This is a genomic window from Pseudomonas sp. MAG733B (assembly GCF_036884845.1).
In the GTDB taxonomy this organism is placed as follows: domain Bacteria; phylum Pseudomonadota; class Gammaproteobacteria; order Pseudomonadales; family Pseudomonadaceae; genus Aquipseudomonas.
Genome location: NZ_CP145732.1, coordinates 2946243 through 2966516, shown reverse-complemented (window position 1 = coordinate 2966516; position 20274 = coordinate 2946243). Strand labels below are relative to the sequence as shown.

The following is a 20274-nucleotide window of genomic DNA, read 5'->3' as shown; positions in this document are numbered from 1 at the left end:
ATGTTCAGCCCGAGCTTTTGTCCAAAGTGCGGCAGCGCTGACCTCGGTCAGCAACTGCCGCCGGGCGATACGCACGAGCGCCTAATGTGCCGCGGCTGCGGCTACATCCACTACGTCAATCCGAAAATCATCGCCGGCTGCATCATCGAGCAGGACGGCAAATACCTGCTGTGCCAACGCGCGATCCCGCCGCGCCCCGGCACCTGGACGCTGCCGGCGGGCTTCATGGAAGCCGGCGAAACCACCGAACAGGCGGCGTTGCGCGAAGTCTGGGAAGAGAGCGGCGTACGCGCGGAAATCCTCTCGCCCTACTCGATCTTCAGCGTGCCGAAGATCAGCGAGGTGTACATCATCTTCCGCGCCATCGCGCTGGAGATCACCGGCCAGTACGGGCCGGAAACCCTCGACTACAAATTCTTCGCGCCCGAGGACATTCCTTGGGACAGCATCTATTACCCGGCGATCCGGCAGATCCTCGAGCGCTACATCGAGGAACGCCAGGCTGGGGTCTATGGCATTTACATCGGCAATGACGATAGCGGCAAGATTCACTTTATTCGTTGATAACCCCCATTCCCTGTGGGAGCTAGCCTGCTAGCGATAGCGCCAGTTCAGTCACCACTGATGTTGAATGAACTACCGCAATCGCCAGCAGGCTGGCTCCCACAGGGTTAGATGGTGTTTGTTAAAGCGGTGCCACGCCCTCGACGATGATGACCTCTGCCAACGCCACACCTTCGCGATGCCCTTTCGCCTCCTGATACAACGCCGAGCGATAGCACGCCACTGCCTGTTCGTAGGAATCAAACTCGATCACCACACTGCGCTGCGGCGTCGGCCGTCCTTCCATCGCTTCGCTACGCCCTCCCCGCGCCAGTATCCGCCCACCGAACTCGGCAAACGCCTTCGGCGCCCGCTGGGTGTATTGGCTGTATTGATCGGGGTCGGTGATGTCCACGTGAGCAATCCAGTACGCCTTCATAAGTGACCTCGCAGTTTGTTTTGTATCATGGTATACCATAATACCGACAAAAACAGACACTGAGATTCGAGCATGGCTTTCAACAGTATTGAAGAAATCATCGAAGACTATCGCCTCGGCAAAATGGTCCTGCTGGTCGACGACGAAGACCGGGAAAACGAAGGCGATCTGCTGCTGGCCGCCGACTGCTGCACCGCCGAAGCCATCAGCTTCATGGCCCGCGAAGCCCGAGGCCTGATCTGCCTGACCTTGACCGATGAACATTGCCAGCGCCTGGGACTGGAGCAGATGGTGCCGAGCAACGGCAGCGTGTTCAGCACCGCGTTCACCGTGTCCATCGAAGCGGCCATCGGCGTCACCACCGGCATTTCCGCCGCCGACCGCGCGCGCACCGTAGCGGCCGCCGTCGCTCACGGGGCCAGTGCCGCAGACATCGTGCAACCCGGCCATATCTTCCCGTTGCGCGCCCGCGAAGGCGGCGTGCTGACCCGTGCCGGACATACCGAGGCCGGTTGCGATTTGGCACGGCTGGCCGGCTTCACCCCGGCTTCGGTGATCGTCGAGGTGATGAACGACGACGGCACCATGGCCCGACGCCCGGACCTGGAAGTGTTCGCGCGCCGGCACGGGATCAAGATCGGCACCATCGCCGACCTGATTCACTATCGCCTGAGCACCGAGCACACGGTCGAGCGCATCGGCGAACGCGAATTGCCTACCGTGCATGGCACCTTTCGTCTGATCACCTTTGAGGATCGCATCGAGGGCGGTGTCCACATGGCAATGGTCATGGGTGACCTTCGTCGCGAAGAAGCGACGCTGGTGCGTGTGCATGTGATCGACCCGCTGCGCGATCTGGTCGGCGCCGAATACAGCGGCCCTTCCAACTGGACGCTGTGGGCCGCATTGCAACGTGTGGCAGAAGAAGGTCGCGGTGTGGTGGTGGTGCTGGCCAATCACGAATCGTCGCAAGCGTTGCTTGAACGAGTGCCGCAACTGACCCAGCCGCCGCGACAGTTCAGCCGCTCGCAATCGCGGATCTATTCGGAAGTGGGTACGGGTGCGCAGATTTTGCAGAACCTGGGCGTGGGCAAGCTGCGGCATCTCGGGCCGCCGTTGAAGTATGCGGGATTGACCGGGTATGACCTGGAGGTGGTCGAGAGCATCCCGTTTAGCGGGCAATAGGGTGAACGCCATACCTGTAGGAGCAAGGCTTGCCCGCGATGGCGATCTTAAGGGCGCTATCGCGGGCAAGCCTTGCTCCTACGAAAATCGGTTCGCGGAAAGGCGCCCGTTCCCTCAAAAATCTCGATTCGGCTGATAGCCGGTAAGGCAAACCGCTTGCACAAAGCCTGGAATACCATAATATGATATTCCATAGACCGGACAGTCAGAACTGACTCGACGGACCTACAGCTCCCGATAGCCGGGCAGTGAAAGCCCCGCTCATAAACACAACAATGAGGGCGTGAAGATGGTGTTGAACAAACGTGTTACCGCAGTGTTTTTTGCGGGACTGCTGAGCGTGACCAGCCAAGCATTGATGGCCGCCGAGAGCGTCAACTTCGTCAGCTGGGGCGGTAGCACCCAGGATGCGCAGAAGCAGGCCTGGGCCGATCCGTTCAGCAAGGCCAGCGGCATCACCGTGGTGCAGGACGGCCCGACCGACTACGGCAAACTCAAAGCCATGGTCGAGAGCGGCAACGTGCAGTGGGACGTGGTCGACGTCGAAGCCGACTTCGCCTTACGCGCCGCCGCCGAAGGCCTGCTCGAACCCCTCGACTTCAAAGTCATCGAGCGCGACAAGATCGACCCACGGTTTGTTAGCGATCACGGTGTCGGCTCGTTCTTCTTCTCCTTCGTCCTCGGCTACAACGAAAGCAAGCTCGGCGCCAACAAGCCTCAGGACTGGTCCGCGCTGTTCGACACCAAGACCTGGCCCGGCAAACGCGCCCTCTACAAATGGCCGAGCCCCGGCGTGCTGGAACTGGCGTTGCTGGCCGATGGCGTCGCCGCCGACAAGCTCTATCCGCTGGACCTGGATCGCGCCTTCAAGAAACTCGACACCATCAAGAAAGACATCGTCTGGTGGGGCGGCGGCGCGCAGTCGCAACAGCTGCTGGCCTCCGGCGAAGCGAGCATGGGCCAGTTCTGGAACGGCCGGATTCACGCACTGCAAGAAGACGGTGCTCCGGTCGGCGTAAGCTGGAAACAGAACCTGGTGATGGCTGACATCCTGGTCATTCCAAAGGGTTCGAAAAACAAGGACGCGGCGATGAAGTTCCTGGCCAATGCCAGCAGCGCCAAAGGACAGGCCGACTTCTCCAACCTGACCGCCTACGCCCCGGTCAACGTCGACAGCGTGGCGCGCCTGGATTCGGTGCTCGCCCCTAACCTGCCGACGGCCTATGCAAAGGATCAGATCACTCTTGATTTCGCGTACTGGGCCAAGAACGGTCCGGCCATCGCGACACGGTGGAACGAATGGCTGGTCAAATGAAAATGGCGGCAACCGCGTCCCCTCAACCTGCGCCAGTCGGGAGCGCCATTGGCGCTGCCGGCAAGGCCCCGACGCAATCCCCGACCCTGGCACAGCGCTGGCGTGGTTCGAGCAACCTGATCCCGGCTTTGCTGTTCCTCGGTCTGTTCTTTCTCGCGCCATTGATCGGCCTGCTGCTGCGCGGCGTGCTGGAACCGGTGCCGGGGCTGGGCAACTACGAGCAACTGTTCGCCAACTCGGCGTATGCGCGGGTCTTGCTCAACACCTTCTCAGTGGCCGGACTGGTGACATTGTTCAGCCTGTTGCTGGGCTTCCCGCTGGCCTGGGCGATCACCCTGGTGCCGCGTGGCTGGGGCCGCTGGATCCTGAGCATCGTGCTGCTGTCGATGTGGACCAGCCTCCTCGCCCGCACCTACTCCTGGCTGGTGCTGCTGCAAGCTTCAGGGGTGATCAACAAGGCGCTGATGGCGATGGGCATCATCGATCAACCGCTGGAGATGGTGCATAACCTCACCGGCGTGGTGATCGGCATGAGCTACATCATGATTCCGTTCATCGTGCTGCCGTTGCAGGCGACCATGCAGGCCATCGACCCGATGATCCTGCAGGCCGGTTCGATCTGCGGCGCCAGTCCGTGGACCAACTTCTTCCGGGTGTTCCTGCCGCTGTGCCGGCCGGGGCTGTTTTCCGGTGGCTTGATGGTGTTCGTGATGTCCCTCGGTTACTACGTCACCCCGGCCTTGCTGGGTGGTGCGCATAACATGATGCTGCCCGAGTTCATCATTCAGCAGGTGCAGTCGTTCCTCAACTGGGGCCTGGCGAGCGCCGGTGCCGCGTTGCTGATCGTGATCACGCTGGTGTTGTTCTACTTCTACCTGAAGCTTCAGCCGGAATCCCCGGTTGGCGCCAGCAACGCGAGGTAAGCCGTCATGCTCCTGACCCCCAATGCCATGAGCCGACGCATGCGCTTCGGCCTGTATTTCACCACCGGGCTGATCGGTCTGTTCCTGCTGCTGCCGATCGTGTTCATCGTGCTGCTGTCGTTCGGCTCGTCGCAATGGCTGGTGTTCCCGCCACCGGGCTGGACGCTGAAATGGTACGGCCAGTTCTTCTCCAACGCCGACTGGATGAACGCGGCGATGGCCAGCCTGAAAGTCGCGGTGCTGACCACATTCTTCGCCGTCGCGCTGGGCCTGCCGACCGCGTTCGCGCTGGTGCGTGGCCGCTTCCCCGGCCGGGAAATGCTCTACGGCCTGTTCACCCTGCCGATGATCGTGCCGCTGGTGATCATCGCCGTGGCGGTGTATGCGCTGTTCCTGAAACTCGGCTACACCGGGACCATGTTCGCCTTCGTCGTCAGCCATGTGATCGTCGCGTTGCCGTTCACCATCATCTCGATCATCAACTCGCTGAAGCTGTTTGATCAGTCAATCGAGGATGCCGCGGTGATCTGCGGCGCCTCGCGCCTGCAAGCGGTGTTCAAGGTGACCTTCCCGGCGATTCGTCCGGGCATGGTCGCCGGCGCCCTCTTCGCCTTCCTTGTGTCGTGGGATGAAGTGGTGCTGAGCGTGATGATGGCCAGCCCGACCCTGCAAACCCTTCCCGTGAAAATGTGGACCACTTTGCGCCAGGACCTGACGCCCGTGATCGCCGTCGCTTCGACGCTGCTGATCGGCCTCTCGGTATTGGTCATGGTCATCGCCGCTGCCTTGCGCCGGCGCAACGAAATCAGCGCCTGAGCGCCCAGGAGTACGACATGAGTGCAGTGATCAAAGATGCCGCGCAGCAAGATGACAAACCCCTGGTCAGCCTGCGTAACCTGAACAAGCACTACGGCGACTTTGCCGCCGTGGACAACATCTCGCTGGACATCAAGGACGGCGAATTCCTGACCTTCCTCGGCTCCAGCGGGTCCGGCAAAAGCACCACGCTGTCGATGCTCGCCGGTTTCGAAACCCCGAGCAGCGGCGAGATCCTGGTCAACGGCCAGTCGCTGGTCAACGTGCCGCCGCACAAGCGCGACATCGGCATGGTATTCCAGCGCTACTCGCTGTTTCCGCACCTGTCGGTGCGCGACAACATCGCGTTCCCGCTGGCCATCCGCAAACTCGCCGCCGCCGAACGCGAGCGCCGGGTCGATGCCATGCTCAAACTGGTGCAACTGGAGCAGTTCGCCCATCGTCGCCCGTCGCAACTGTCCGGCGGCCAACAGCAACGGGTCGCGATTGCGCGGGCGCTGGTCTACGAACCACGCATCCTGCTGATGGACGAACCCCTTGGCGCGCTGGACAAGAAACTGCGGGAAGACTTGCAGGATGAACTGCGCCAACTGCATCGGCGCCTGGGCATCACCATCGTCTACGTAACCCACGATCAGGAAGAAGCCATGCGCCTGTCCCAGCGCATCGCGATTTTCAGCCACGGCAAGATCGTCGGTTTGGGCAGCGGCTACGACTTGTACCAGAACCCGCCGAATGCCTTCGTCGCCTCGTTCCTCGGCAACTCGAACTTCCTCAAGCTCAAGGCCCAAGGCAACGCCGTGGCGACTTTTGAAGGCCAGGCACTGTCGATTCGCCTGAGCGCCGGACTGAAAACCGACCAGGATGTGTTGTTGATGGTGCGCCCGGAAAAAGCCGTCGCCCTGAGTGTGCAGCAAGCGATCCAGCAGCCGCTGGCCGCCGGCTGGAACGAAGTCTCGGCCAAGGTCGTGGAAGTGTTGTTCCTCGGCGAAAGCCAGACCTGCAGCGTGGTGACTTCCGGCGGTACATCGATGACCGTCAAGGCACTCTCGGCGGCCGGCATGCCGCTCAAGGCGGGTGATCCGGTGCAGGTGCGCTGGGCTACGGCGGACGCGTGCGTGTACACCGAATGGACTGAAAGCGATCTGAACAAGGCCGCTGGCGCACATTGATTCAGGAGTCACCCTCGGGTCGCCGCAACGTCGGGTTGCGGCGGCCTTTTTTTCGCCTGACGCACACGCAAAAAAATCCCGCCTGGAAACTCCGGGCGGGATTCGTTTAATCAACACGCATCAAGCAATCGGAATCAACGGATCCGCCGCCGCCCAAGCCGATGCACGATCCGCCGGCGGATAGATCCACACGGTGTTGATCTGCGTCTTCAGCTCCTTCCCTTCCTGCCCGGTCAGTTTCACCTGGCGATCCCAACCTTCGGTGTAAACCGCACCCCACGCGCCCAGATCCAGGCAAGTGACGTATTTAGGCTGGCGATATGGCGTCGGGTCCACGCCGAGGATCTGCGCAGCCACGTTGTTGCCGGCATGACGGCCCAACACGATGGCGTGCTGGCAGGTCATCAGCGCGTAGTTGCCGATGTCATCGCTGGCCGCGTAAGCGACGTCGCCGGTCGCGTAGATATCGTCCTGGCCGATGACCTTGAGGTGTGCATCAACGTGCAGACGGCCAAGGTGATCGCGTTCGGCCGGGATCTGCTCGGTCAGCGAACTGGCGCGTACACCGGTAGTCCAGACCACGGTGTTGGCGTCGATGCGCTGGCCATCGGACAAGTTCACACCGTTTTCGTCGACGGATACGACCGAGGCTTTGAGGTACCACTTCACGCCGGTTTCAACACTGGCTTCAGCGATTTTCTCGGCGATTTGCGGGCCCATGGAGCCGCCAACCTTGTCGCCGCGATCAACGATGATCACGTTGATATCTGCCCGATCACCCAGGATGGCGCGCAAACGGGTTGGCATTTCAGTCGCCGTTTCGATCCCGGTAAACCCTCCGCCGGCCACCACGACGGTGTTGCGTGCCTGGGTTTCTGGCTGGTTGACCAGGGCTTTTAGGTGGTTTTCCAGACGTATGGCCTGTTCGATCTGGTCGACGTCGAACGCATGTTCAGACACGCCGGGAGTGTTCGGCAGTGCGAGGCGGCTACCGGTAGCCAGAACGAGTTTGTCGTAGATGCAGACTTGTTTATTGCCCGAGGCGTCGATGTAGCCAACGCTTTTTTGCGCAACGTCGATGGTCTCGGCAGCGCCTTTGATGAACTTCACGCCGACGTCATCGAACAGCTTGCCGATTGGAGCGGCCAGTTGGTGGGCATTCGGTTCGTAGAAACGTGGACGGACGCGCAACTCGGCCTGAGGCGCCAGCACCGTAACGTCGTAGTCGCTGTGGCCGTGAATGTCGAACAGACGCGTGGCGCTCAAAGCGGTCCACATGCCACCGAAACCTGCGCCGATTACCAAAATGTGCTGTTTCATTTGTCACTCCAGGGGCATTGAATTTTGTTGAAGGATCAGTGCGTCGTTGCGCGCTTTTTTGTTGAAAGACGCTTTTCGCTCCAGACCTGACAACGGCGACTCTATTGATCCGAGTTAAAAGCCGCAACAGATTTTTTTCAATGGTTCGCATCGATCAAATCGATACTCATCAGGAACCCCCGTAAACCGGCACTTCTAAAGGCCTCAGCACGAAAAACGAAAAATCGGCACATTGATTGTCCAGCTAACGATCAGCTGGTAATATTTGCGACAACATTAGTCGGAGATCGATATGTCTCTTTACAGCGCGGGTGTCGAGTACGGCATCCACTGCCTGATTTTCCTGGTGGGCAATGGCGGCGACTCCCGCGAAGCGAGCGTGCGCGACCTGGCAGAGTTGCAAGGCGTGCCTCTGGACTATCTGGCGAAAATCTTCACCAAACTGGCCAAGGCAAAACTGGTGGTCGCCACCGAAGGTGTTCGCGGCGGTTTCAAGCTGGCCCGCCCTGCTGACGAAATCACCCTGCTGGATATCGTCAACGCCATCGACGGGCGCAAGGCTATTTTCGAATGCCGGGAGATTCGCGGCAGATGTGCGCTGTTCGAAGGCGAAGCCCCCGCGTGGGCGCTGGACGGCCACTGCTCGGTGCATGGCGCGATGCTGACGGCGCAGAAGCGCATGGAAGAGGCGCTGGATCAGCAAACCATTCTGGACATTGCCCGCAAGGTCGGACGCAAAGCCCCGGCAGAGTTCAGCGCAAAGGTCGACAACTGGATGAATGATCGCCGGGAAAAGAAAGGCACCGGCGGCGCCCAGACAAGCGACGATCAGCTTATCCAGGTCACCGAAATCTCCGACTGAAACCTACAGGCAGTCACGCACTGCCTGGCGCATCGCCCCTGACTTGGCCCAGGGCGGCCCCTGGTAAAGCGAAACCCGGCTGCCGTCCTTGTATTTCACGATATCCAGCACTTCATCGGCCGTGATGATGCTCGGCGCGGTGATGCGGTAGCCGTTGGAAATCGATGTCTGAGTCGTCTTGGAAATCTCCTTTTGCCATGCCGGCAACACGCACGCCGCTACGTCCTTGGGAATCTTGTCACTCTGCTTGTTGTAATTCGGCTCGCCTGGCACCAGGGACGCTGGCAACGAGCAACCCGCCAGCAACGCCAAAACGGCTCCCCCCATCAACATCCGACTCTGCATGAAGCTTCCTTAAATCCTGAAAAAATAAAATGTAGCCTGCTACCGCGCGGATATCCATGAACCGCATCGCACTTCAGCGACTGGCGTTGTGATCACCGGGGTCCGCGTACGTCCGCTCGTTCAAATAGCTCATCCATCGTTCGTAGGCCTCGTGTTGCCACAGGCTTACCCGATCCCATTCCGGTCCACTGAGCTGATGCTCGGAAATGAGATTCATCATTTCGCTGGTGGCCGCATCCAGATCGGCGATCAGCTCATGGGCACGCGCCCTGAAGTCATCAGTTGTCGTCATTTTGAACTGACCCCGCCCTGCCGAAAAATCGGTACTTCACTACGACAGCGAATTTTGCCGATCGCGCAAATTTCCCGACCAAAGGGAGCGGTGCGGTTTCAGAAGAACACAATGCCCCACGGCACAAATGGGTCTAAAATTTCGAAGCACAGAGTTACAGGAGGTCAACATGTGGCTTAACGAATCGGAACAGGCGCTTCGGCGCGATCTGCAAGGCCTGGCCTCGGATCTGCGCTGGTCGGCGGTCGAGCTCTTACGCATCGCAGAGCAGTTGCGCCTGACTGGCAACGACGTCGATGCAGAAGCGGTCAGGAGGCTGTGCGACTTGTTTCAGGGTGATGAACAACGACTGTCTGGCTATGCCGAAGAAGTGAAGGCCAAAATCATTACCCGCAACAAGGCCCAATGACCGCTAATCAACCGCACTGACACAACAAAAAGCCCCGACATGCCGGGGCTTTAACGTAGCGTCAATGCGCTTACTGGTTGCTGGCTTGCCTGCTCGACCGCGACTTGTAGCCCGGAAGAGACGCCGCAAACGCCAGTGCTTCCTCCCGGCTGCCAAATGACCCCAGCCGGTCACCTTTGGTGCAGACCCGCCAAGGGCCGTTGTTCACGCTGAGTACGTCATAACCGTTCATGTGCATTTTGTTCAGCATCGGAACACTCATGGTCACCTCCATCTCGGCAATGATATCCAAGGCTAACGCACCTACCTTACACCCACACCTCGCGAAGATGACGACCAGACGTCGTGTCAGGATTCCGGCACTTTCAGGCGCCTCAACCGCTCCAAATAGCCAGATACCGGTGAAAGGGGAGCCGGCTCGAATATTGCAGTTTCATGACAGTTTGATGACAACCGGTATTCAGGTAACACATGAAAGTACGCGCAACCGTCATTTGCGAGCTGGACCGACACATTCTGCTGGTGCGCAAACCAAGGTCTCGCTGGACATTGCCCGGCGGCAAGGTCGAGCCCGGTGAGACCACCGCGGGCGCGGCAATGCGTGAACTGCAGGAAGAAACCGGGCTCGGCGCCGACGACATGCTGTACCTGATGGAACTGGAAACCGGCAACACCCGCCACCATGTCTTCGAGGCATCGGTGCTGAATGCCCAAGCCGTTCGGCCGCAAAACGAGATCTTCGACTGCATCTGGTTCCCGCTTGATTCAGTGCAGAACCTCAACACCAGCGACGCCACGCTCAGGATCGTCAAAGCCTTTCAGCGTCGTTTGTAGTCCAGCACTGCGTCAGCCCTGATCGCCGCCACCCACCGGCATGATCATGCCGGTGATATACGACGCCTCATCGCTGGCCAGAAACAGAATAGCCCCGGCCTGTTCATCCAGCGTGCCGTAGCGTTTCATCAAACTGCTGTCGAGGGTCTGGTCGACGATCTGTTGATACCAGATTTTTTCCTCGGCACTTTGCTCGGCCGTGTTGCGTGGAACCCGGCGCGGCGGCGCTTCGGTGCCACCAGGTGCAGTGGCATTGACCCGAACCCCGCGCCCAGCGGTTTCGAACGCCAGGCAAGCGGTCAGCGCATTCACTCCGCCCTTCGCCGCGCCATACGGCACGCGGTTGACGCTGCGGGTGGCGATCGACGAGACGTTGACGATTGCACCGCTGCCCTGCTCCAGCATGAACGGCAATGCGGCATGGCAGCACCACAACGTCGGGAACAACGAGCGACGGACTTCTGCCTCGATCTGCGACGCTTCGTAATGCTCGAACGGCTTGGCCCAGATCGTGCCGCCGACGTTATTGATCAGTACATCGAGACGCCCGAAACGCTCGACAGCCGTTTGCATCACCCGGTCGCATTCCTCGTACTGCTCAAGATCGGCAGTCAGCGCCAGCACCTGGCAATCCGGCGCCAATTGCTGCTGCAACTCGAACACCAGCTCGGAGCGATCGACCAGAATCAACTTCGCCCCTTCCGCCGCCATGCGTTCGGCAACACGTCGACCGATGCCTTGGGCGGCGCCGGTAATCAGCGCGACTCTGTCTGTGAATCTGTCCATGAGCACCTCACGCCGCGCTGGCGGCGAATTTTTCGTAGTAGAAGTTCGCCGGCGCGATGCCTTTTTCGCGAATGAACTGGCTGACCGCCTCGACCATCGGCGGCGGGCCGCACAGGTAGACGTCGACGTCACCATCGTTCAAATGCTTTGGCTCGATGTGCTGGGTCACGTAGCCCTTGAGCGGGTGCTGACTGTCCGGGCTGGCGACACAGGCGCTATAGGTGAAATTCGGGATGCGCGCAGCGAAGGCCTCAAGTCGATCCAGCTCTACCAGGTCAAAATCGTGAGTCACGCCGTAGATCAAATGCAGCGGATGATCACTGCCCTGCTCGGCGATTTTTTCCAGCATCGCGGTAAACGGCGCCAATCCGGTGCCACCCGCCAGCAACAGCAACGGACGACGAATATCACGCAGGTAGAAACTGCCCAGAGGACCGGCCAGACTCATGCTGTCGCCAGCCTTGGCCATGCCGGTGAGGAAACTGCTCATCAGACCGCCCGGCACGTTGCGGATCAGAAAACTGACCTCGCCGTCGCGCTGCAACGAGCTGAACGAGTACGCGCGAGTCTGCTCGCTGCCGGGAATGCCCAGGTTCACGTATTGCCCCGGCAGGAACGCCAGTTTGCTCAACGCCTCGCCCTTGATCGACAGCGCAATGGTGCTGTCGGACAACTGGCGCACGGCGCTGATGGTCGCGTCGTAACTGGCCTGACGCGTGCGGCAGACTTCCGAGGAGGTCGGCACCCGCACCACGCAATCACTCTGGGCGCGCATCTGGCAGGTCAGGACAAAACCCTGTTCGGCCTCTTCTGCGCTGAGGGCATCTTCGATGTACTCCTCGCCCAGATCGTAGCGGCCGGCTTCGGCAAAACACTTGCAGGTGCCGCAGGCGCCGTCGCGGCAGTCCAGCGGAATATTGATGCCCTGGCGGTACGCAGCATCGGCCACGGTTTCGCCCACATTGGCGTCGATGAACCGGGTGACGCCGTCTTCAAAATTGAATGCTATGGAATGGGTCATGACGGCAGCCTCACAAGTGGTAAACATCGATGACCTGGCGAACGTAGTCGTTCTTCAGGATCACTTTCTTGGCCTTGATCAGCGGGTTTTCACCGCGCACGTCGAGGGTGTAGAAACTGCTGCCGAAATAGCTGTCGACGGTCTTGTAGCGAAAGCTCAGGGTGTGCCAGTTGAAGCGCACCTTGCACAGTCCGTCGGCCTGTTCCAGCAGCTCGATGTTGCTGATGTTGTGGGAGGTGCGCGTGTCCGGCACGCTGGCGCTGGAGCGCTCGGTCTTGATGCGGAAGACGCGGTCTTCCAGGCCGGTGCGGTTGCCGTACCAGATCAGCGAGATTTCCCGCTGCGGGTCTTCGGTCAACTCGTCGTTGTCGTCCCACGACGGCATCCAGTACGTCGCGTCGGGAGCGTACATTTCCAGCCATTCGTCCCACTGCCGGTCGTCGAGGTAGCGCGCTTCGCGATAGAGGAAATCGCGCACCGCTTCATAGGAAATGTTCATTGCACGTCCTCCACGGCGATCAGCTTCGACTGCTCGGCCGCCAGCGCCTTGAGCATGGTCTGCTGCCAGTATTTGTGTTGCAGCACGAACAGGCCTTCGTCCTCGGTGCGCACGCCACTGAGTAGTGGATGCAGATCGATTTCCTTGGCTGCCTCGTCGGCGCCTTCGATCCAGTGTTCGGCGCCGCGGGACATGTCGTTCCACGTCGTGACGCTGCCCTGGTAACTGGTCTGGCAGGAGCGGAATTCTTCCAGATCGTCCGGCGTAGCCATGCCGCTGACGTTGAAGAAGTCTTCGTACTGACGAATCCGGCTTGAGCGCGCGTGGTCGCTTTCGCCTTTGGGGGCGATGCAGTAAATGGTGATTTCCGTACGATTGACCGAGATCGGTCGGGCGATGCGAATCTGCGAACTGAATTGGTCCATCAGGTACACGTTCGGGTACAGGCACAGGTTGCGCGAGTTCTCGATCATCCAGTCCGCGCGAGCCTTGCCGAAATCTTGCGCCAGCTCGTCGCGACGTTCGTACAGCGGACGATCCTCAGGGTTGGACCAACGGGTCCAGAGCAGCATGTGGCCCTTGTCGAAGGAATAGAAACCACCGCCCTGCTTGGCCCAGCTACCGGCGCTCATGGTCGGGTTGGTGTCACCGGCTTCACGCTGTTTGCGTTGGTTCTGGGTGGCCGCGTAGTTCCAGTGCACAGAGCTGACGTGGTAACCGTCGGCGCCGTTTTCGGCGGTGAGTTTCCAGTTGCCTTCGTAGATGTAGCTGGAAGAACCGCGCAGCACTTCCAGGCCATCGGCGGACTGGTCGACGATCATGTCGATGATCTTCGCCGACTCGCCGAGGTGCTCGACCAGCGGCAAGACATCAGCCTTGAGACTGCCAAACAGGAAACCGCGATAGGACTCGAAACGCGCAACCTTGGTCAGGTCGTGGGAGCCTTCGCAGTTGAAACTCGAAGGATAGCCGGCGTTGGCCGGGTCTTTGACCTTGAGCAACTTGCCGGAGTTGTTGAACGTCCAGCCATGGAACGGGCAGGTGTAGGAGCTCTTGTTCCCGGACTTGTGCCGGCACAGCATCGCGCCGCGGTGGCTACAGGCGTTGATGAAGGCGTTGAGCACACCGTCCTTGTTGCGCGCGATGAAGATCGACTGACGCCCCATGGTGGTGGTGTAGAAATCGTTGATGTTGGGGATCTGGCTTTCGTGGGCCAGGTACAGCCAGTTGCCCTCGAAGATGTGTTCCATCTCCAGATCGAACAACCGGGGGTCGGTGAACATCTCGCGTTTGCAGCGATAGAGGCCCTGCTCGGGATCGTCTTCAAGCAGGGAATGCACGTATTCGGGTCGCAGGGTCATGGCCGCCGCCTCCATTGTTATTGTTCAGGCAGTGCCAATGCTAGGACGGGACAATGGGGCGGACTATCCGCGGGGTGCAGACCTTTATCCGTTTTGTGCAAGTGGAGGCGCGACGTTAAAACTGTGGCGAGGGAGCTTGCTCCCGCTGGGTCGCGCAGCGGCCCTCAGCATTCGGTCAGGCACACCGCGTCGGTAGGATTTGCGACTGCTGCGCAGCCGAGCGGGAGCAAGCTCCCTCGCCACAGGTTGTTCAGTGAATTCAGTGCCGGCGTTTGAGGGTATCCGAAGGCAACTCCCCAAACTGCTTCCGGTAGCTGTCGGAAAACCGTCCCAAATGCAGGAAGCCGTAATCCATCGCCACCTCCGTAACATTGCGCACGTTGCAGGTCGGGTCGCTCAGGCAGGCGTTGATGCGTTCCAGGCGTTTCTGGCGGATGTAGTTTTTCGGCGTGACGCCGGCATTGCGTTCAAACAGGCCGTACAGCGAACGCAGGCTCATGCTGGCCTGGCGTGCCAGTTCTTCGCTGTCGATGTCTTGCTTGAGATGGTTCGCGATGTAATCGGCAATTGCTTCGAAAGTGGCAGTCTGCGAGCCCAATTCAAGGCGGCTGACATTGGTCTTCATCAGGCCAAGCATCTTGCTGGCAATGATCTGCGTGTAATGCTCCTGCACCCTGGGGATCTGCTCGGTGGACTCGGCTTCCTGGCAGATCATTGCCAGCAAGTTGACGAAGCCTTCCAGTTCATTGAGCTGATAGCGGTTCTCCAGGAATCGCACGCCCTGCCCCGGATAGCGCCAGCGCTGCTCATCGCAGACGGACTCGAACAGATGGGTGGGGATTTTGAGGATGAATTTTTCGCAATCGGCGGAATAGGTCAGGTCCACCGGATCGTCGGGGTTGATCAGCAGCAGTTCACCCGGCGCGAAGTAATGCTCCTGGCCGTGCCCACGCCACAGGCAGTTGCCGCGCAGCAGCACTTGCAGGTGATAGATGCTCTCCAGCGCGCCAGAGGTGACTCGCACACTGGCGCCGTAGCTGATGCGGCACAGGTCGAGGCTGGCGAACTTGCGATGATCGAGACTGGCCAGCGGGCTGCCGGCGCGAGGCATGAGAATGCAGTGGTTACCGACGTGCTGATTGACGTAGCCCGACACCGCATACGGGTCGGCATGGTCGAATACTCTGCTGCGCTGACTCAACAGTTGAGCTTGCATCATCGGGTCACTCTCGTTGTTGTTATAGGTTGCTTCGGGTCATTCTAGAACACTGCGTCAGTGGCTTGAGATAATCCAGACAGTTAACCGAAACCCCTGTGGGAGCGGGCTTGCTCGCGAAGGCGAAGTCAGCTTCAACATCTACGTTGACTGACACTCCGCTTTCGCGAGCAAGCCCGCTCCCACAGGGATTGTGCGATCAATCTTCCAGTGCGCGAACCCGCTCATGACGCTGCTGCTCGTCAGGCTGGGCAGACGATTGCAGGGTGAAATCGAATTCGATCTCGGCAAAGCGACCGCTGACACCATGAGCCGCCGCACGGGCCTGATCATCGCTGAAGGTGATCTTGGCGATCAGCTCGTCACGGGTGGCGTAGGCGAAATCGTCATGCAGGTACTTTTCGCCATCCAGGTTGATCTGGGTGGTCAGGTGGCGATGATCCGGCGCGGAAATGAAGAAGTGAATGTGCGCCGGACGCTGACCGTGACGGCCCAGTTGATCGAGCAGTTGCTGGGTCGGACCGTCCGGCGGGCAGCCATAACCCGACGGCACGATGCTGCGGAAACGGTAGCGGCCTTCGGCATCGGTGACGATGCGGCGGCGCAGGTTGAATTCCGACTGCGAGGCATCGAAGTACGAGTACGTGCCGCCAGTGTTGGCGTGCCAAACGTCCACCACGGCACCGGCCAGAGGTTCGCCAGCGGTGTTGAACACGCGACCTTGCATGAACAGGGTCACACCCGGATCAACGCCGTCATCGAGGCGCGCTTCGCCTTCGGACAGCGGCGCGCCGGCCACGTACAGCGGGCCTTCGATGGTGCGTGGCGTACCGCCGGATTTGCCGGCCTGTTCGTCTTCGGCGTCCATCAGCAGGTCGAGGTAATGTTCCAGACCGAGCCCGGCCACCACCAGCCCGGCTTCCTGGCGCGCGCCCAGCACGTTGAGATAGTTGACCGCTTTCCAGAACTCTTCCGGGGTCACCGCGAGGTCTTCGATGATGTTCACCGAGTCACGCAGAATGCGGTAGACCAGGGCTTTGGTGCGCGGATTGCCCTGATCGTTGAGCAGGCCGCTGGCCTCTTCGAGAAACTTTTGTACTTCAGCAGTGTGGGAAATCTTGACGTTCATTTTGGTGGGTTCCTCATCTTGTAATTATTAGCGTAGCGAGCTGAACAGGCTGGGCTCAGCGGTCATCGTCACGGATGGAAGAAGGATGCCGGCACATCGCGTCGATTTCGATGGCCATGTACGGAAACAGCGGCAGTTGCATCAGCAGGTCATGCAGTTCCTGAACGCTGTCGACATCGAACACGCTGTAATTGGCGTAGTGCCCGGCGATGCGCCACAGGTGGCGCCACTTGCCCTGCTCTTGCAGGCGCTGGGCCAGGGCTTTTTCGTCAGCCTTCAATTTATTGGCCGCTTCAGGATTCATGTCGACCGGCAGGTTCACGGTCATTTTTACGTGGAACAGCATAATGCTCTCCTCAGGCTTGATGAATGGCAGTGGAAGTTTTGTCGCGGCGGAAAAACGCCAGGCGCTCTTCATCCAGGCTCAGGCCCAGACCCGGGGTTTTCGGCACGTGCAGTTCAAAATCGCGATACACCAGCGGTTCGCTGAGAATGTCTTCGGTCAGCAGCAGCGGGCCGAACAACTCGGTGTCCCACGCCAGTTTGTTCAGGGTAACGAAAGCATGCGCCGAGGCCATCGTACCGAGGCCACCTTCGAGCATGGTGCCGCCGTACAGAGCGATACCGGCCGCTTCGGCGATGGAGGCGGTGCGCAACACGGCGCGCGGCCCACCGTTCTTGGCAATCTTCAAAGCGAACACCGAAGCCGCGCCTTCGCGCGCCAGGTTAAACGCATCTTCCACGCATTCGATGGATTCATCGGCCATGATCGGCGCCGGGCTCATGGCATTCAGGCGGGCCATGCCGGCGCGGTTGTTGCGCGAGATCGGCTGTTCGATCAGGTCGATGCCATTGGTGCCGAGAATGCGGCAGGCACGGATTGCGACGGCTTCCTCCCAGGCCTGATTGACGTCGACCCGCACGCTGGCGCGGTCGCCGAGGGCTTTCTTGATGGCAATGACGTGGGCCAGATCGCGATTGACCTCACCGGCACCGATCTTCAGCTTGAAGATGCGATGGCGGCGCAGGTCGAGCATTTTTTCCGCTTCGGCGATGTCTTTTTCGGTGTCGCCGCTGGCCAGGGTCCAGGCCACCGGCAGCGCGTCACGAACGCGACCGCCGAGCAATTCGCTGACCGGCAGACCAAGACGCTTGCCCTGGGCGTCGAGCAACGCGGTTTCGATACCGGATTTGGCGAAGGTGTTGCCACGGATGCTGCGCTCCAGACGCAACATCGCGGCGTTAACGTTGCCGCTGTCCTGGCCGATCAACAGAGGTGCGAAGTGCGTGTCGATGTTGGTCTTGATGCTGTCGGGGCTTTCGTTGCCGTAAGCCAGGCCACCGATGGTGGTGGACTCGCCGATGCCTTCGATGCCATCCGCGCATCGCACGCGAATGATCACCAGGGTCTGGTTCTGCATGGTGTGCATCGCCAGCTTGTGCGGGCGGATGGTCGGCAGATCGACGATGATCGTCTCGATCGATTCAATGGCAGTAGCAAGCATTTCGATACCCATCAGGTTCTTGGAGTTCTGGAATCGATTCTCGTACGGCTTTTTTCGCGACGCCAATATAGAATTGGTCTGACTTGATACCTTAAAGGTATGCAACCGATTCGCGTACGGAGGCTCCATGGAACTGCGTCACCTGCGTTATTTCCAGGTATTGGCTCAAACCCTCAACTTCACCCGCGCCGCCGAACTGCTGCACATCGCCCAGCCACCGTTGAGCCGGCAGATCCAGCAACTGGAAGACGAACTCGGTGTGATGCTGCTGGAACGCGGGCGCCCGCTGAAGCTGACCGACGCCGGGCGGTTTTTCCATGAACACTCCACCGCCCTGCTCGAACAACTGAACAAGGTTTGCGACAACACGCGGCGCATTGGCCTGGGGGAAAAGACCTGGCTGGGCATCGGTTTTGCGCCATCGACGTTGTACGGCGTGCTGCCCGAGCTGATTCGTCGCTTACGCAGTGGCGAGCCGTTGGAGCTGGAGCTGGGGCTTTCGGAAATGACCACGTTGCAGCAGGTGCAGGCGCTGAAGGCCGGACGCATCGACATCGGCTTCGGGCGTATCCGCATCGACGATCCGGCCATCATCCAGACCGTATTGACCGAAGACCGCCTGGTCGCCGCCCTGCCCGCCGGCCACCCGCTGCTTGCCGGTCCCATCAGCCTGCGCGATCTCGCCAAAGAACCCTTTGTGCTGTACCCCGGCAATCCGCGACCGAGCTATGCCGACCACGTCATCGCACTGTTCGAATCTTATGGGGTGAGCATCCACGTCGCGCAATGGACCAACGAGCTGCAAACAGCAATCGGTCTGGTGGGAGCCGGGATCGGGGTTACGCTGGTGCCGGCCTCGGTGCAATTGCTGCACCGCGACGACATCGGCTTCACGCCGTTACTGGAAGACAACGCGACCTCGCCGATCATTCTCAGTCGGCGGGTGGGCGATGTGTCGCCGGGGTTGAACCATTGTTTGCGGATGATCGATGAGCTGTTGCCCCGAGGCTAGGATCAACCGGCAAACGCCCGGCGCCCTGCCTTCATTTCGGTACGCAACTCGCCGACAAAATCAGAGATTGCGCGCACGCTGGTCAATTGCTCGGTCGAAACGTTATCGATCCGCAGTTTGACGCACCGGGGTTGACGCTCGTAAACCTCGATACGCAACAATCCCAAGGTTTCCGTGCATTCGCAAGCCAGCGGCTCAAAACCGGACTCTACAATGCTGCAAAGGACTGAAATAGGAACCATGGCCGGTGCCTCGGCGACTGTTAATCGGATTGGATCCGTTTCAGCATAGTTCCGCTTTGAAGATTTTGCGCCAGCAATAAATGTTAAATGCCTCTCACTTTGAACAGATTTTCAGTGGGCATTGTCCTTCCAGATCCAGTTCCAGACCCCCGGCAATTCAACCGGCTGAGCACTGTCACGCAACGTACGCGCCATTGCGGCCCGTTGCAGTTCGGCGGTGTCGTTGTAAAACGGCTGGTCTGCGGTCTTCACGCCGGTCGCCTGAGCGCTGTCGAGCAGGATCTGCAGGTACTCGCGGGTATGCCGGGCGGTGTAGCGATTGAGGTCGTGAAAGGTCACCACCACCGGGATCACCCCGTCCACCACCGGCAGCTCGCCGCGGGCGATGCGCTCGCGCACTTCAGACATCGAACGCAGCATGTGCGAGCGGCGTCGCGGGCTGGCGTTGAAGCCCCAGATTTTGCCGTCGTTGGCGCTCAGGTCGGTCAGCAACACATGCAAGCCATGCTGTTGATAGGCAGCGAAAGTGCGTTTGTCGTAACTCCAGAATGGCGGGCGCACCAAGGTCGGCGGCGCACCGGTGATCGCGGCGATGTCGGCACAGCCATCGGTGAGCGCCTGCTCCAGTTCTTGCGCGTCCAGCGAGCGATGATTGGTGTGCGACGGCGTGGCCGTGTGGAAGGCCAGAATGTGCCCGGCATCGCGCTCGCGATGCATGACCGCGCGGCCGATCTCACTGTTACCGGCCCGAGTGGCGCGGGTCTGCACGAAGAACACCGCTTTGATGTCCGGTTGCAGCGGATTTTTCGCCAGGCTATCGAGCACGGTTTCGGTCGGATTCCAGAAACTCGACGCGCTGGGGCCGTCATCGAATGTCAGCAGAAAGCGGATCGGTGGTTGCGCGAGCAGCCGTTGTTCGGTCTGCGGCGTCATTTCGATGGGAGCAGCGATACAGCCCAGCAGACCGACCGCCATGGCGCACGCCAATAGAACCTTGAACACCTGTTTCATGTTTTGCCTTGGGCCAGACCGTTTTGGTCAACACGTC

General features: G+C 60.0%; 25 protein-coding genes and 1 pseudogene. 11 read left to right on the top strand and 15 right to left on the bottom strand.

Going from position 1 to position 20274, the window contains the following annotated elements; translation table 11 throughout:
* On the top strand, positions 1 to 564 hold the full coding sequence (locus tag V6Z53_RS13750) for an NUDIX hydrolase (RefSeq protein ID WP_338586060.1): 564 nt from the start codon (positions 1 to 3) through the stop codon (positions 562 to 564).
* Between the two features lie 121 nt (positions 565 to 685).
* Here V6Z53_RS13750 and V6Z53_RS13745 read toward each other — a convergent pair whose 3' ends face one another.
* Positions 686 to 982 carry a DUF1330 domain-containing protein gene (locus tag V6Z53_RS13745; protein WP_338586058.1) on the bottom strand — a complete coding sequence of 99 codons (297 nt, stop codon included), beginning with the start codon at positions 980 to 982 and terminating at the stop codon, positions 686 to 688.
* A 72-nt stretch (positions 983 to 1054) separates the two neighbouring features.
* On the opposite strand from V6Z53_RS13745, the gene ribBA reads away from it, so the two are divergent.
* The 5 genes from ribBA to V6Z53_RS13720 all read left to right on the top strand — a co-directional run bounded on the left by ribBA (position 1055) and on the right by V6Z53_RS13720 (position 6393).
* Complete coding sequence (gene ribBA, locus V6Z53_RS13740; protein WP_338586057.1) at positions 1055 to 2167, top strand: bifunctional 3,4-dihydroxy-2-butanone-4-phosphate synthase/GTP cyclohydrolase II; 1113 nt, start codon at positions 1055 to 1057, stop codon at positions 2165 to 2167.
* 289 nt (positions 2168 to 2456) lie between these two features.
* Entirely contained in the window at positions 2457 to 3482 is a 1026-nt protein-coding gene (locus tag V6Z53_RS13735) for an ABC transporter substrate-binding protein (RefSeq protein WP_338586056.1), read from the top strand.
* A complete protein-coding gene (locus V6Z53_RS13730) occupies positions 3479 to 4405 on the top strand; it encodes an ABC transporter permease (protein WP_338586491.1) in 927 nt (308 codons plus the stop codon). The genes V6Z53_RS13735 and V6Z53_RS13730 overlap by 4 nt, the downstream gene beginning before the upstream one ends.
* A gap of 6 nt (positions 4406 to 4411) precedes the next feature.
* On the top strand, positions 4412 to 5221 hold the full coding sequence (locus V6Z53_RS13725) for an ABC transporter permease (protein WP_223521529.1): 810 nt from the start codon (positions 4412 to 4414) through the stop codon (positions 5219 to 5221).
* 17 nt (positions 5222 to 5238) lie between these two features.
* Positions 5239 to 6393 (top strand): ABC transporter ATP-binding protein, encoded by a 1155-nt coding sequence (locus tag V6Z53_RS13720; protein WP_338586054.1) that lies wholly within the window; start codon positions 5239 to 5241, stop codon positions 6391 to 6393.
* A gap of 120 nt (positions 6394 to 6513) precedes the next feature.
* Here V6Z53_RS13720 and V6Z53_RS13715 read toward each other — a convergent pair whose 3' ends face one another.
* A complete protein-coding gene (locus V6Z53_RS13715; RefSeq protein WP_338586053.1) occupies positions 6514 to 7713 on the bottom strand; it encodes an NAD(P)/FAD-dependent oxidoreductase in 1200 nt (399 codons plus the stop codon).
* A gap of 292 nt (positions 7714 to 8005) precedes the next feature.
* On the opposite strand from V6Z53_RS13715, the gene V6Z53_RS13710 reads away from it, so the two are divergent.
* The gene (locus V6Z53_RS13710; RefSeq protein WP_338586052.1) at positions 8006 to 8575 is read left to right on the top strand and encodes an Rrf2 family transcriptional regulator; all 570 of its coding nucleotides are present in this window, start codon (positions 8006 to 8008) and stop codon (positions 8573 to 8575) included.
* Between the two features lie 3 nt (positions 8576 to 8578).
* On the opposite strand, the gene V6Z53_RS13705 is transcribed toward V6Z53_RS13710, so the two are convergent.
* Positions 8579 to 8920, bottom strand: a complete 342-nt coding sequence (locus tag V6Z53_RS13705; RefSeq protein WP_338586051.1) for a hypothetical protein — start codon at positions 8918 to 8920, stop codon at positions 8579 to 8581.
* A 73-nt stretch (positions 8921 to 8993) separates the two neighbouring features.
* Positions 8994 to 9212: a hypothetical protein gene (locus V6Z53_RS13700; RefSeq protein ID WP_338586050.1), complete on the bottom strand. Its 219-nt coding sequence runs from the start codon at positions 9210 to 9212 to the stop codon at positions 8994 to 8996.
* Between the two features lie 169 nt (positions 9213 to 9381).
* Between V6Z53_RS13700 and V6Z53_RS13695 the strand changes: the two genes are divergently transcribed.
* Positions 9382 to 9621, top strand: coding sequence for a hypothetical protein (locus V6Z53_RS13695; protein ID WP_338586049.1), 240 nt, complete (start codon positions 9382 to 9384; stop codon positions 9619 to 9621).
* 70 nt (positions 9622 to 9691) lie between these two features.
* On the opposite strand, the gene V6Z53_RS13690 is transcribed toward V6Z53_RS13695, so the two are convergent.
* The gene (locus tag V6Z53_RS13690; protein WP_338586048.1) at positions 9692 to 9883 is read right to left on the bottom strand and encodes a DUF2188 domain-containing protein; all 192 of its coding nucleotides are present in this window, start codon (positions 9881 to 9883) and stop codon (positions 9692 to 9694) included.
* 209 nt (positions 9884 to 10092) lie between these two features.
* On the opposite strand from V6Z53_RS13690, the gene V6Z53_RS13685 reads away from it, so the two are divergent.
* Positions 10093 to 10455, top strand: a complete 363-nt coding sequence (locus V6Z53_RS13685; RefSeq protein WP_338586047.1) for an NUDIX hydrolase — start codon at positions 10093 to 10095, stop codon at positions 10453 to 10455.
* A gap of 12 nt (positions 10456 to 10467) precedes the next feature.
* On the opposite strand, the gene V6Z53_RS13680 is transcribed toward V6Z53_RS13685, so the two are convergent.
* From V6Z53_RS13680 to V6Z53_RS13660, 5 genes are all read right to left on the bottom strand, one after another.
* Positions 10468 to 11241: a 1,6-dihydroxycyclohexa-2,4-diene-1-carboxylate dehydrogenase gene (locus V6Z53_RS13680; RefSeq protein ID WP_338586046.1), complete on the bottom strand. Its 774-nt coding sequence runs from the start codon at positions 11239 to 11241 to the stop codon at positions 10468 to 10470.
* A gap of 7 nt (positions 11242 to 11248) precedes the next feature.
* Positions 11249 to 12262 (bottom strand): benzoate 1,2-dioxygenase electron transfer component BenC, encoded by a 1014-nt coding sequence (gene benC / locus V6Z53_RS13675; RefSeq protein WP_338586045.1) that lies wholly within the window; start codon positions 12260 to 12262, stop codon positions 11249 to 11251.
* A 10-nt stretch (positions 12263 to 12272) separates the two neighbouring features.
* The gene (benB, locus tag V6Z53_RS13670) at positions 12273 to 12761 is read right to left on the bottom strand and encodes a benzoate 1,2-dioxygenase small subunit (protein ID WP_338586044.1); all 489 of its coding nucleotides are present in this window, start codon (positions 12759 to 12761) and stop codon (positions 12273 to 12275) included.
* On the bottom strand, positions 12758 to 14122 hold the full coding sequence (benA, locus tag V6Z53_RS13665; RefSeq protein ID WP_338586043.1) for a benzoate 1,2-dioxygenase large subunit: 1365 nt from the start codon (positions 14120 to 14122) through the stop codon (positions 12758 to 12760). Before benA ends, benB begins: the two co-directional genes overlap by 4 nt.
* A gap of 259 nt (positions 14123 to 14381) precedes the next feature.
* Complete coding sequence (locus V6Z53_RS13660; protein WP_338586042.1) at positions 14382 to 15341, bottom strand: AraC family transcriptional regulator; 960 nt, start codon at positions 15339 to 15341, stop codon at positions 14382 to 14384.
* Between the two features lie 95 nt (positions 15342 to 15436).
* Here V6Z53_RS13660 and V6Z53_RS13655 point away from each other — a divergent pair.
* Positions 15437 to 15526, top strand: a pseudogene (locus tag V6Z53_RS13655) (metal ABC transporter ATP-binding protein); the annotation flags it as partial.
* An 11-nt stretch (positions 15527 to 15537) separates the two neighbouring features.
* Here the strand turns inward: V6Z53_RS13655 and catA are convergent.
* Genes catA through V6Z53_RS13640 form a run of 3 tightly spaced genes read right to left on the bottom strand, consistent with a single transcriptional unit; the run spans position 15538 to position 17972 of the window.
* Positions 15538 to 16467 (bottom strand): catechol 1,2-dioxygenase, encoded by a 930-nt coding sequence (gene catA / locus V6Z53_RS13650; protein ID WP_338586041.1) that lies wholly within the window; start codon positions 16465 to 16467, stop codon positions 15538 to 15540.
* Positions 16468 to 16522: 55 nt separating this feature from the next.
* Complete coding sequence (gene catC / locus V6Z53_RS13645; RefSeq protein WP_338586040.1) at positions 16523 to 16813, bottom strand: muconolactone Delta-isomerase; 291 nt, start codon at positions 16811 to 16813, stop codon at positions 16523 to 16525.
* Between the two features lie 10 nt (positions 16814 to 16823).
* Positions 16824 to 17972 carry a muconate cycloisomerase family protein gene (locus tag V6Z53_RS13640; protein ID WP_338586039.1) on the bottom strand — a complete coding sequence of 383 codons (1149 nt, stop codon included), beginning with the start codon at positions 17970 to 17972 and terminating at the stop codon, positions 16824 to 16826.
* 127 nt (positions 17973 to 18099) lie between these two features.
* Here V6Z53_RS13640 and V6Z53_RS13635 point away from each other — a divergent pair, with 127 nt between their 5' ends.
* Positions 18100 to 18984, top strand: coding sequence for a LysR family transcriptional regulator (locus tag V6Z53_RS13635; protein ID WP_338586038.1), 885 nt, complete (start codon positions 18100 to 18102; stop codon positions 18982 to 18984).
* A 2-nt stretch (positions 18985 to 18986) separates the two neighbouring features.
* On the opposite strand, the gene V6Z53_RS13630 is transcribed toward V6Z53_RS13635, so the two are convergent.
* On the bottom strand, positions 18987 to 19226 hold the full coding sequence (locus V6Z53_RS13630) for a DUF1652 domain-containing protein (RefSeq protein ID WP_338586037.1): 240 nt from the start codon (positions 19224 to 19226) through the stop codon (positions 18987 to 18989).
* A 111-nt stretch (positions 19227 to 19337) separates the two neighbouring features.
* Positions 19338 to 20237, bottom strand: coding sequence for a polysaccharide deacetylase family protein (locus V6Z53_RS13625; RefSeq protein ID WP_338586036.1), 900 nt, complete (start codon positions 20235 to 20237; stop codon positions 19338 to 19340).
* Positions 20238 to 20274 lie beyond the last annotated feature (37 nt).